Source organism: Flavobacterium sp. (assembly GCF_046155325.1).
In the GTDB taxonomy this organism is placed as follows: Bacteria; Bacteroidota; Bacteroidia; order Flavobacteriales; family Flavobacteriaceae; genus Flavobacterium.
Genome location: NZ_JBJXDQ010000024.1, coordinates 1 through 11,425, shown reverse-complemented (window position 1 = coordinate 11,425; position 11,425 = coordinate 1). Strand labels below are relative to the sequence as shown.

General features: G+C 34.0%; 12 protein-coding genes. 8 read left to right on the top strand and 4 right to left on the bottom strand.

Annotation, left to right across the window (positions count from 1 at the left end; translation table 11 throughout):
* Positions 1–13: 13 nt before the first annotated feature.
* The gene (locus tag ACKVOD_RS01920; RefSeq protein WP_409207794.1) at positions 14–220 is read right to left on the bottom strand and encodes a hypothetical protein; all 207 of its coding nucleotides are present in this window, start codon (positions 218–220) and stop codon (positions 14–16) included.
* On the opposite strand from ACKVOD_RS01920, the gene ACKVOD_RS01915 reads away from it, so the two are divergent.
* Both ACKVOD_RS01915 and ACKVOD_RS01910 read left to right on the top strand, forming a co-directional pair.
* Positions 206–514, top strand: a complete 309-nt coding sequence (locus ACKVOD_RS01915) for a type II toxin-antitoxin system RelE/ParE family toxin (RefSeq protein WP_409207793.1) — start codon at positions 206–208, stop codon at positions 512–514. The two genes, ACKVOD_RS01920 and ACKVOD_RS01915, sit on opposite strands and share 15 nt — an antisense overlap.
* Positions 504–794 carry a helix-turn-helix domain-containing protein gene (locus ACKVOD_RS01910; RefSeq protein ID WP_409207792.1) on the top strand — a complete coding sequence of 97 codons (291 nt, stop codon included), beginning with the start codon at positions 504–506 and terminating at the stop codon, positions 792–794. Before ACKVOD_RS01915 ends, ACKVOD_RS01910 begins: the two co-directional genes overlap by 11 nt.
* A 265-nt stretch (positions 795–1,059) precedes the next feature.
* Here ACKVOD_RS01910 and ACKVOD_RS01905 read toward each other — a convergent pair whose 3' ends face one another.
* The gene (locus tag ACKVOD_RS01905) at positions 1,060–1,668 is read right to left on the bottom strand and encodes a YkgJ family cysteine cluster protein (protein ID WP_409207791.1); all 609 of its coding nucleotides are present in this window, start codon (positions 1,666–1,668) and stop codon (positions 1,060–1,062) included.
* 174 nt (positions 1,669–1,842) lie between these two features.
* On the opposite strand from ACKVOD_RS01905, the gene ACKVOD_RS01900 reads away from it, so the two are divergent.
* The 5 genes from ACKVOD_RS01900 (at position 1,843) to ACKVOD_RS01880 (ending at position 6,065) form a co-directional block, all read left to right on the top strand.
* Positions 1,843–3,711 (top strand): peptidase U32 family protein, encoded by a 1,869-nt coding sequence (locus tag ACKVOD_RS01900; protein ID WP_409207795.1) that lies wholly within the window; start codon positions 1,843–1,845, stop codon positions 3,709–3,711.
* A 20-nt stretch (positions 3,712–3,731) separates the two neighbouring features.
* Positions 3,732–4,076 (top strand): DUF6370 family protein, encoded by a 345-nt coding sequence (locus tag ACKVOD_RS01895; RefSeq protein ID WP_409207790.1) that lies wholly within the window; start codon positions 3,732–3,734, stop codon positions 4,074–4,076.
* Between the two features lie 9 nt (positions 4,077–4,085).
* Positions 4,086–4,661 (top strand): Crp/Fnr family transcriptional regulator, encoded by a 576-nt coding sequence (locus ACKVOD_RS01890; protein ID WP_409207789.1) that lies wholly within the window; start codon positions 4,086–4,088, stop codon positions 4,659–4,661.
* Between the two features lie 148 nt (positions 4,662–4,809).
* Positions 4,810–5,523, top strand: coding sequence for a pirin family protein (locus tag ACKVOD_RS01885; RefSeq protein ID WP_409207788.1), 714 nt, complete (start codon positions 4,810–4,812; stop codon positions 5,521–5,523).
* 14 nt (positions 5,524–5,537) lie between these two features.
* Entirely contained in the window at positions 5,538–6,065 is a 528-nt protein-coding gene (locus ACKVOD_RS01880; protein ID WP_409207787.1) for an NADPH-dependent FMN reductase, read from the top strand.
* A gap of 50 nt (positions 6,066–6,115) precedes the next feature.
* Here ACKVOD_RS01880 and ACKVOD_RS01875 read toward each other — a convergent pair whose 3' ends face one another.
* Positions 6,116–8,380 (bottom strand): glycosyltransferase, encoded by a 2,265-nt coding sequence (locus ACKVOD_RS01875; protein ID WP_409207786.1) that lies wholly within the window; start codon positions 8,378–8,380, stop codon positions 6,116–6,118.
* Positions 8,381–8,448: 68 nt separating this feature from the next.
* Entirely contained in the window at positions 8,449–9,924 is a 1,476-nt protein-coding gene (locus ACKVOD_RS01870; protein WP_409207785.1) for a glycoside hydrolase family 130 protein, read from the bottom strand.
* 516 nt (positions 9,925–10,440) lie between these two features.
* Here ACKVOD_RS01870 and fabD point away from each other — a divergent pair.
* The gene (gene fabD / locus ACKVOD_RS01865) at positions 10,441–11,313 is read left to right on the top strand and encodes an ACP S-malonyltransferase (RefSeq protein ID WP_409207784.1); all 873 of its coding nucleotides are present in this window, start codon (positions 10,441–10,443) and stop codon (positions 11,311–11,313) included.
* Positions 11,314–11,425 lie beyond the last annotated feature (112 nt).

Below are 11,425 nucleotides of genomic sequence, written 5' to 3'. Positions count from 1 at the left end.
TGCAACAAAAACTCTAAGCACAATTATCAAAACCATTAGGCATTGGTCGATATGCGTAGTACTGCAATACTTCTTCGATAGCAAAAATAAGCGCTTTGTTGATGGGTAAAATTAGGTTTCCGAGTTTGAAATCTATTTGAGAAAGATTCATATAATAATCAGTAAATATGGGAATAGAAAGCCCTTCGTTGATAGCTTTTGTAGTTTGTTCAAAGAACAACCGCAAAAAGTTCAAGACAAAATCTATAAAATCATTGAAGCCATAGAAACTCTGGAAAGAGTTCCATCCAATTATTTAAAACATTTAGAAAGCACGGATGGTCTTTATGAAGCAAGAATTCAACTTGCTTCAAACATCTGGCGAGTTTTTTGTTTTTTTGACAATGGAAAGCTCATCATATTATTAAACGGTTTTCAGAAGAAAACACAAAAAACACCAAAAAACGAAATTGAAAAAGCATTACGTTTAATGGAAATGTACTTTAACGATAAATTAAAAGAAAATGGAAACTAAAAGCTGGAAAGAAATTAAAGACAATGTTTACGGAATCAAAGGAACTGAAAGACGTGATGAACTTGAAAGAGATTTTGAAGGTTTCAAAATTGGTTTGCAGTTAAAAAAAGCTCGTGAAGAAAAACATTTAACCCAAACCGAACTTGGCGAACTTGTAGACAAAAAACGGGAATATATTTCCCGAATTGAAAATAACGGAAGTAATTTAACCCTGAAAACTCTTTATGACATTGTAGAAAAAGGGTTTGGCGGAAAAGTAAGAATTTCAATAGAAATATGAATCAATACAGCCAGTAACAGGCGTTTTGATATAGTGGGGTTTTAGTGGAATTATCGTTTCGCATCAATTTTTCGTTAATCCGAAAATTGAGCTGTTACGAACTACAAGATATTAAAGCGATCGCACAACCGCCGTTTGGCAATATGGTGGGTTTAGGCTTAATTTAAAGATGGTTTTGTACTTGATAAATTAGTCATTAACCGAAAATTAAGGCTTCCCTAATCCGCCACTTCGCCAAGCGGCCAAACGTTGTGCAACAAAAACTCTAAGCACAATTATCAAAACCATTAGGCATTGGTCGATATGCGTAGTACTGCAATACTTCTTCGATAGCAAAAATAAGTGCTTTGTTGATGGGTAAAATCAGGTTTCCGAGTTTGAAATCTATTTGAGAAAGATTCATATAATAATCAGTAAATATGGGAATAGAAAGCCCTTCGTTGATAGCTTTTGTAGTTTGTTCAAAGGCTTCTTTTTGACCTTCCTTGATTATGGAACAAGTAGCTATTCGGTATTGTCCATATTTGTCTTGGTTGGCTCCAAAACCAAATAATCGGCATATTAAACCCCGGTATTCATAGGTTTTACAATTGCCATTGTTTTTATCCAATACCGATAATGGATTGTAATTATAGCAAAAACTTGAGGTTGTATTGTTTAAATTCGACAAAACCGTTTCTGCCTTACCCATTAAAAAAAGATGGAATGCCCAAGGCAAAAATTCTAGCGGAGAGGCATCAATTTCGGGATTCGTGCAGCATTTGCCACAGCCCGCTAAACAACCCAAAGTAGAACTTAGTTGAAAACTTTTGATTTCAAGTTCTAGTTGTGCAAACAAAGCTTCAACACGATTTACGCGATCTTCTATCGACATTTTTTTTTACAAGGTAGGCTTTATTCTGCCGATTGGTACTTATTTTGCCAGAACATTAAATTCAAAAAAAATCTAGTTCCATTAGAATTCTTTAAATATTTATAGGAACTTTGCAACGCTTTCACAACAAAGGCATAAAATTTATATTTACAGTAATTATATTAGCATCAAGTGATTAAAAAGAAAATAGAAATACTAGCTCCTGCAAAAGATTTAATTCATGGAATGGCTGCAATTAATAGTGGTGCCGATGCTGTTTATATAGGCGCACCTCAATTTGGAGCTCGTTCTAATGCGCATAACTCTCTTGAAGATGTAGCTGCGTTAGTGAGATATGCCCACTTATTTTATGCCCAAGTTTTTGTAGTTATCAATACGATTCTCTATGATAATGAACTCGAAACCTGCCGCAAAATGATTTGGGAATTATATGAAATCGGAGTCGATGCCCTAATTGTACAAGACATGGCGATTATGGAAATGGACTTACCCCCTATTGTTCTCCATGCCAGCACCCAGGCCAATAATCGTGATGCCGATAAAATCAAATTCTTGAAAGATGCTGGAATGAAGCGTGTGGTCTTAGCTAGGGAGTTAAACTTACACCAAATTAAAGAAATCAGTACTGCTAGCGATGTCGAATTGGAATTTTTTGTAACTGGCGCGCTTTGTGTTTCTTTTAGTGGCAATTGCTATATGAGTGTTGCTAATGGGGAACGCTCTGCTAATCGTGGTTCGTGTGCACAAAACTGCCGTTTGCCTTACAATTTGATTGATGGTCATGGCGAAACTTTAATCAAAAATAGTCACTTACTTTCGATTAAAGATTTTGATGTTTCAGATGAAATTCCGAATCTAATTGAAGCAGGAGTTTGTTCCTTCAAAATTGAAGGTCGCTTGAAAGATATTGTCTATGTAAAAAACAATGTGTCGTATTTGCGCCAAAAACTGGATGGTTTTTTAGAAGGAAATGACAAATACTCTAAAGCCTCTTCCGGAAGCTGTACTTTCACTTTTGATTCAGCTTTGAATAAAAGTTTCAACCGCGGGTATACCGATTATTTTGTTAACGAAAGATACCAGTCAATCGGTTCTTGGGAAAGTCCAAAATCGAAAGGGCAATTTATTGGAAAACTCATCAAAACCATTGGAAATGCTTATGAAATCGAAAATGGAGAATTGTTAAACAATGGTGACGGACTTTGTTTTATCAACGAAAATAATGAAGCCGACGGAATCTATGTCAACAAGGTCGAGAATGGTCTAGCCTATCCTAATGTGCTCAAAGAAATAAAACCAGATACCTTTATCTATCGAAATAACGATACAGCTTTTATCAAAATTGTAGAACGAGAAGACAGTGCCGTTCGAAAAATTAGTACAACGCTGTTATTATCAGAAAACGAAAACGGTTTTGTACTTTCAGCAACCGATGAAGATGGAAATCTGAGTTCAGTGAATTTGGTTCACCCAAAAGAAAGAACCAAAAACAACGAATCTATCGAAGAAAATTTCAAAATAAATCTGGCAAAAACGGGATTTACACCCTACAAAATCGAAGAAATAACCATTCAATTTTCGGAAAATTGGTTTCTACCCATTTCAAAAATCAATGAAATGAGAAGAGCTGTTTTAGAGCAATTATCTGAAATTCGGCTACAAAATTATCATCGTGAAGAACATCAAATGGTCAAAACTTCGCACCCTTATCCAGAAGAGAAATTAGATTTTATGTATAATGTTTCGAATAAACTAGCCCGTAAATTTTATGAGCGCCATGGTGTTTCCGAAATCGAGAAAGCATTTGAACTGCAATGGGATCCTGGAAAGTCTCGGGTGATGACCACTAAATATTGCATTAAATACGAATTAGAAAAATGCCCAAAATATCATAAAGACACCATGGAAACCAAACTTAAAGAACCATTGGTGTTGAAACAAGGTGAATTAGAATACAAACTCAAATTCAATTGTAAACCTTGTGAAATGGAAATTTGGGAAAAAGATGCCGAATTCGAAATCGAAGAGGATCACTTTCATTAAAATATAAAAAATAGCAACCTATGAAAAATAAAATTGTAAAAATAAAAACACTCTTATCGCTACTATTCTTGTTTTCATTAAGTTTTGTGCATACTCAAGACAAAAAAAAGCTAACTAAAACTCAAATAGTGGAAGTGTCTTGTGGTCAATGCCAATTTGGAATGACCGAAAAGAAAGGCTGTGACTTAGCTGTTCGCATTGACGGAAAATGCCATTTTGTTGATGGTACAGCTATCGATTCTCACGGCGATGCACACAAAGAGGATGGTTTTTGTAATGCCATTAGAAAAGCAGCAGTAACAGGAGAAATTAAAAAAAATCGTTTCAAAGTAAATGCTTTTAGATTATTGCCCGAAGAAAAATAACCCAAAATCATGTCGTTACTTTTAGACAATCTCTCCAAACATATCCAACTTTCTAGCGAAGAACAAGCTCTTTTTTTGTCTAAAACAACTACGCAAACCTACAAAGCCAAAACCATTTTGCTTTATGCAGGACAGGTATGCAAAAACTCCTATTTTGTTAATTCAGGTGTGCTTAGAAGTTTTACTATCAATGATAATATTGTAGAGCACGTATTAAGCTTTGCCTGCAGCGACTGGTGGATTGGCGATATGTACAGCTTACTCTCTCAAAAACCAGGTAATTTATTTATTGAGGTTTTAGAAGATGCCGAGGTTGTAATTTTATCCAAAGAAAACCAAGAATTGCTTTATCAAGAAATACCAAAACTAGAACGTTTTTTTAGAATCTTGACTGAGAATTCGTTAGTAGCACATCAGGAACGATTAATGGATAATTTAAGCTTATCTGCCGAAGAACGCTTTGAAAAAATGTGCAAAAAATACCCCGATTTAATGCAAAAAGTTGCTCAAAAACAATTGGCTTCTTATATCGGAGTGACACCTGAGTTTTATAGTAAGATGAAAAGTAAACTTTTGAGGAAGTAATCAGTGGTCAGTTAGATTTTTTTAGAGCACTATATAACTGAATACTAATTTTCTGAATACTGAACACTATTTTCTTAATCTACATTAAGCCACTTTTGCCAACTTCAATTGTAAATTTGTATATTAAAAATCACTAAATTTATCTACGATGAAAAATACCCTTTTACATAAAGCCAATACCAGAGGACACGCAGATCACGGATGGTTAAACGCGTATCACAGTTTTAGTTTTGGCAGTTGGTACAATCCAGAAAGAGTTCAGTTTGGGGTTTTACGAGTTTTGAATGACGATACTGTTGCCGCTGGAATGGGTTTTGGCGAACACGGACACGATAATATGGAAATCATTACCATTCCGCTGGAAGGAGATTTGGCTCACAAAGACAGTATGGGAAATGCCGAAACCATAAAAACTGGCGATGTACAGGTGATGAGTGCTGGAACCGGAATTCGACATAGCGAATTCAATCCCAATGCCGACCAACAAACCAAATTATTCCAAATTTGGTTGTTTCCAAAAACCACAAATGTGGAACCCCGTTACCAGCAAATTACTTTAGACGCTGCTGAACAAAAAAACAATTTTTCTCAAATACTTTCGCCAAATGAAGACGATGCTGGTGTTTGGATTCATCAAGATGCTTGGTTTTATCTCAGTGATTTTGACAAAGACTTTTCTAAAAATATTGCTCTAAAAAAAGAAGGAAACGGATTTTACATCATCAATATTGATGGTGAAATTGAAGTATGTGGTACAAAACTAGAAAAAAGAGATGCTATTGGAATTTGGGAAAACAACGAAATTGAAATCAAAGCCACTACCGATTCTAAATTTTTGATAATGGAAATTCCTATGATCTAATTGAATATAAAAAAATGAAAAAAATTATTGCCTTTGGAGCTTCATCAAGCAAGACTTCAATCAACAAACAATTAGCTACTTATGTGGCCAATCAATTCGAAAATTCCCACATTGAAATTTTGGATTTAAACGATTACGAGATGCCTGTTTTTTCGGTTGATAAAGAAAAAGAAAGTGGAATCCATCCTTTGGCACTACAGTTTTATGAAAAATTAGGCACTGCCGATTTAATTATCATTTCTTTTGCGGAACATAATGGGGCATATTCAGCTGCTTTCAAGAATATTTTTGATTGGATATCAAGAATAAATAGCAAAACATTTCAAGAAAAACCAATGCTTTTACTATCAACCTCTCCAGGTCCTAGAGGAGGTGCAACCGTCTTAGAAATTGCTAAAAATCGTTTTCCATTTCAAGGTGGGGTTATCAAAGGGACTTTTTCATTACCTAGTTTCGGGGCTAATTTTGATTCTGAGAAAGGAATTATCAATGCTGATTTAAAAAGTCAACTGTTAGAAATTGTAAATTCGATTGAATTTTAACTCTTGTTTTCTGTGGCAAAAAAAAGAATTATTATATGTTTTAAAAGTATTTAAGATTCAAATACTTTAGATGTATTCAATTGTTCCTGATAATTGAGGGTTTCATATTTCTTCATAATCATCTGCGTTTTAAAAAAGCAAAGTGTAGATTCTGCCCCCTGATTAATATTGACATTTTTATCCTCAAGCCCGTCATAAGATGCCGCATTTACTGAGTTATACATAATCTGTTTCAGGTGATTATTCCCTAAAAACCAGGTAAATGCTAATTTTAGCTGATTTTTATATTTTACATTCCCCGTTACTTCATAAAATAAATCTAAGGCAATAATTGTGGTGGATACTTCAATAGGTTGCTCTCCATATGACATTCTTTTGTGGTCTTTGTTAAACCACCCCCTATTTGAAATTACACTTAATTCTCCTTTCATAAAATAATGTGACAAAAGAAAATCGAAAGTAACTACGGCAATTCTCTTGTATTTCTGATTTCCTGTTGCTAAAAAGCCATACATCATCGCTTCAGGAATGACATTGTTTGCATAAGTCATATAATCCTCATACCAACACCATTTTTCTTGTGAATTGATATGGTAATGATTCAATAACTTATCGGCAAGATGTTCTATTTGTTGTTTTATTGTGTCTTCTTGATATACTAGATAATAGTAATAAAGTCCTTTCAGAGTATAGGCAATAGATCTTGGAGATGTTACTTTTTCTAGATGCTGAACGGCTTTATCCCATGCTTTTTTTGCTTGAATTACCAACTCTATAGGAAGGATTTCTTGATGAGATAACGTAAAACCTAAACTCCATAAAGCTCTTCCGTTTGAATCTTCTAGGTTAACTTCTTCATTTTGCTCTGTCAATTGACGATCAAAGTTTTTATAATTATCAAACTTTCCATCTTCCCTTTGGATGCCTGTTATAAAATTTAAATAAATCGACGCCAGTTTTAGCGCTTCTAGGTCTTCACAAAGAGAATAATACATGACCATGTCAATTAATGCCCTAGAATTATCGTCTAAAGTATAACCAGATTCTGGGTCTGGTTGACTAAATTTTGAAAATTGTAACATCCCATAATCTGTTGACATACTTTTAATATGGTCTAATTTTATTGGAGGATAATTAAATCTTATCTCTTCAGATCTATCAGTTAATGTTGCAAACAAAAATCCATATTTCATAGCAATGTTTTCCCAAGTTGTTTCATGAGTTAAAGCATATCCATTACTTCCCATTTCTATTCGCTCTTGCTTGTTTTCAACAAGTTTTAATATGGCCTTTTGAAATTCTTCAGGGTTTTCAAACCCATTTAATAATATTCCAACACCTTCATTCAATGCCTCAACTGCATGTGGTATTGGAGTAGAAATAACGGCACAGCCACAACTCATTGCATAAGCAAATGTGCCGCTCACAGCTTGATTAGGGTCCTTTGATGCAAAAAGATAGATATCTGATAACGTCAAAAATTCAAGAAGTTGACTCAATTTTAAATATTTATTGATAAAAAATACATTGTTTTCTAAATGAAGTTGGTTTACCGTTTGTATTAGTTTGTCACGATATCGCTCCCCTTCTTGTTTTAAGATTTCAGGATGTGTTTTCCCTATTATAAGGTAAATTACTTCTGGGTGTTTTGTAATAATTTTAGGAAGCGCATGTAAAACGGTTTCGATATTTTTATTATCACTAATTAACCCAAAAGTTGACAATACAATTTTATCTGAATAATTGTATTCCCTTTTCAATTTTTCCTTTTGATCCCATAGTACCATATGTGTACCATGGGGTATTATCTCTAATTTTGATTTTTGGCAGTCATAATGATGAATTAATATCTCTAGAGATTTATTTGTGAGTACAACAATTTTATTAGACAAATTAATAATTGCCTGAACTACTTTTTTTAATTTTTTATTAGGTTCTGGTAATACCGTATGAAAAACGGTTACAATTGGCTTATTTAATGCTAATAAAAATGAAAGTAAATAATTGCCATATTCTCCGCCGAAGAGCCCGAATTCATGTTCGACACAAACCATTCCAATGTCATTTCTACTGTTAATCTTTTCTGCTACTAAACGATACTCTTCAATTAAATAAACTGGCAATGTATACGTTACTTCATTTCCATATTCAAATTGATGTTCTTCTTTTTGTAGAGCACATACTTCTATAGGGAGCGAATTCCCGAAAACCAAATTTATTGAATTAACAACATCATTGGAAAAAGTTGCTAATCCACATTCTCTTGGTGGATAAGAGCTTACAATTAAAACAATCTTGTTTTTTTTTGATTTCATTGCGACTATTATTTGTTGTTTTTATTTCAAAAAGTTAAAAAAAATATTTATTAGTTAAAAAAACAAGGTTACAATCCTTGTTTTTTACTATTCTTCAAAGCAACTAACAGCTCTGCCAAATCTACTACAGCGTAAGCTGAAGAATAATCAGAAACAGCATAAGGTAATATAAGACTGTTATTGTGAATTATTGAACCGCAAGAATATACCACATTGGGTACATAACCTTCTCGTTCCTCTTCTAAAGGATACAATAGCGGTTCAGGTAGTCTGCCTATTTCCTTAGAAGGATCATCCAAGTCGAACAATGAAGCGCCAATACAATAACGCCTCATAGCGCCTACACCATGCGTAATTACCAACCAACCTTCTTCTGTCCATAAAGGCGAACCACAATTCCCAATATGAGTAAACTCCCATGGATAAAGTGGCTTCTGAATTTGTATGGGGTCTTTCCAAACATTAGTTCTATCGGAATACATCAGGTAATTATTAACCCCATCAATTCTGGAAAGCATGGCGTATTTGCCATTAATCTTTTTTGGAAATAATGCCATCCCTTTACTTTTAGACCCTTCACCATGTAATGGCGTTACTCGAAACGAATAAAAATCATTTGTCGAAATCAATTTTGAAAGTGTTGCATGGCCATTATATGCGGTATAAGTACCCATTACAGTTTCTGAATTATCATCGTCAATAAAACGAACAAAACGGGCATCTTCAATACCTCGACTTTCGGCGTCTGAAATTGGAAATATTACCCGTTCAGAAATGTCAGAATCGTGTTTGAATTGTATATCATAAAATGAATCCAAAAGCCAAACCAATTCATTATAGGCTTGACGTTTTTCATAAGGGATTACAGCATCTTCTAATTCTCTTTTCAATGAGGCTCTAAATGTTGAATATTCAAACTCTTCTGGCAACTTATCTATAATCGTGGGATAGATATCTAACGTATCCATTTCGTCCAATTTTCTAGCAATTCTTTTTTTTTGAAAAATTATTTTATGTAAAACCTCAGCCTTTTCAATGTTATTTCCTATTGGCATCATCTTTAAATTATTATCTTTATCGATAATTCCTCTTCTAAATACGATGGAAGATACATGCCCTTCACCAGTAACTCGAAATGAAATTACGACTCGTTTTTCTCCCTTATTCAAATTTGTTTGATCAAAATCTTCTACTATCGATGGATTAAAAAAAGCAGATGATTCTATGGAATATTCCATTGTTAGGTAGGATCCGATTAGTAATTTCCTTTCCTCAGACAAATCTTCATCATTGATATGCATTTCATCAATTAGCCCCCTAACGTTTTCAAAATGTTTAAGAAATATATCTGAAATACTACGGTGCCTTCTGGCAAATCCTCTAAATATCTCTTCTAAGGTAAGATTAACTTGTTTTTCTTTCATAAGCATGATTCGGCCAACTAATTCTTGTGTTCTTATATCTCCATTCATGAAAAACCTCGTAACAATCCTACTAGAATCAGGCATAAACTTCATATTTTTACGAATAACTGAAACTTCCATAAATTTATTTTCTAAGTATAATAAAAAAAGCATCTACATTTTAGTGCGGAAGAAATGGATTCTATTTGTTATGCTATTCAATTATATTGTTGAGATCAACATAATCAAATCAAATCTGGGGACTTGTGTGTGTTTGTAAATACTTCTTTAATAGTTTTGTTATTTCGGTATTATTGTTGAAATAGATATCAGGGTTTTATAGCTCTATTAAAAAAATATTTTTTGTATGAAAGACACAACCAAATATACAAAAAAAAATAACTTAAATGCATGATATTTATCATATTGCATTTGATAATTCAGATGCAATCTTCATATAATAAACAAACCAATCTTCATAAGCCTTGCGGAAAATAAATATCGTTTTTGAATACCTTTCAATACTAAGAAATATTGTAATCTAAAAAGCTGCAAGAAGGGTCTTAATTACCGAAAAGTTGCTCCTCCTAAAAAAAATAGTATTTTTGCAATCTATTATACGTATTCAAATAATAGATAACATTAAAACAACACTACATGAAAGCATACGTATTTCCAGGACAAGGAGCTCAATTCACAGGGATGGGCAAAGACTTATATGAAAACTCGGTTTTAGCCAAGGAATTATTCGAAAAAGCCAATGAAATTTTAGGATTTAGAATCACTGACATTATGTTTGAAGGTACAGCCGAAGAATTAAGGGAAACCAAAGTGACCCAACCAGCGATTTTCTTGCATTCAGTAATATTAGCCAAGACATTGGAAAATTTCAAGCCAGAAATGGTAGCAGGACATTCTCTAGGCGAATTTTCGGCATTAGTTGCCAATGGTGTTTTGTCATTTGAAGACGGATTAAAATTAGTATCGCAACGAGCATTAGCGATGCAAAAAGCATGCGAAATAAAACCATCAACAATGGCTGCCGTTTTAGGATTAGCCGATAACATCGTTGAGGAAGTTTGCGCTTCAATCGACGGAATTGTGGTGGCCGCCAATTATAACTGCCCAGGACAATTAGTGATTTCAGGCGAAACTTCGGCGGTAGAAAAAGCTTGTGAAGCAATGAAAGAAGCCGGTGCAAAAAGAGCTTTGCTTTTGCCTGTTGGCGGTGCTTTTCACTCGCCAATGATGGAACCGGCAAGAGAAGAATTGGCCGCAGCCATTGAAGCAACTACATTTTCAACTCCAATTTGTCCAGTGTATCAAAACGTGACAGCTAGTGCAGTTTCTGATGCTGATGAAATAAAGAAAAACTTGATTATCCAATTGACAGCTCCAGTAAAATGGACACAATCGGTGCAACAAATGATTGCCGATGGCGCTACTTTGTTTACAGAAGTTGGTCCAGGAAAAGTATTGGCTGGATTAATTGGAAAAATTGATAGAGAAGCGGTGACTACTAACTTTTAAAAAAAATGCCATGAAAAAAGTGATTTTTATATTTACTCTTACTGTAATCTTAATTTCTTGCAAAAAAACAACACAAGAACACTTGGATAATGCAAAAGAGGCTGTTAAGCAA

What these genes read in the sequence shown, in the direction of transcription:
- ACKVOD_RS01910 (WP_409207792.1), top strand. Translation starts at nt 504, where the DNA reads ATGGAAACTAAAAGCTGGAAAGAAATTAAAGACAATGTTTACGGAATC.
- ACKVOD_RS01905 (WP_409207791.1), bottom strand. Translation starts at nt 1,668, where the DNA reads ATGTCGATAGAAGATCGCGTAAATCGTGTTGAAGCTTTGTTTGCACAA.
- ACKVOD_RS01895 (WP_409207790.1), top strand. Translation starts at nt 3,732, where the DNA reads ATGAAAAATAAAATTGTAAAAATAAAAACACTCTTATCGCTACTATTC.
- ACKVOD_RS01890 (WP_409207789.1), top strand. Translation starts at nt 4,086, where the DNA reads ATGTCGTTACTTTTAGACAATCTCTCCAAACATATCCAACTTTCTAGC.
- ACKVOD_RS01885 (WP_409207788.1), top strand. Translation starts at nt 4,810, where the DNA reads ATGAAAAATACCCTTTTACATAAAGCCAATACCAGAGGACACGCAGAT.
- ACKVOD_RS01880 (WP_409207787.1), top strand. Translation starts at nt 5,538, where the DNA reads ATGAAAAAAATTATTGCCTTTGGAGCTTCATCAAGCAAGACTTCAATC.
- ACKVOD_RS01875 (WP_409207786.1), bottom strand. Translation starts at nt 8,380, where the DNA reads ATGAAATCAAAAAAAAACAAGATTGTTTTAATTGTAAGCTCTTATCCA.
- ACKVOD_RS01870 (WP_409207785.1), bottom strand. Translation starts at nt 9,924, where the DNA reads ATGGAAGTTTCAGTTATTCGTAAAAATATGAAGTTTATGCCTGATTCT.
- fabD (WP_409207784.1), top strand. Translation starts at nt 10,441, where the DNA reads ATGAAAGCATACGTATTTCCAGGACAAGGAGCTCAATTCACAGGGATG.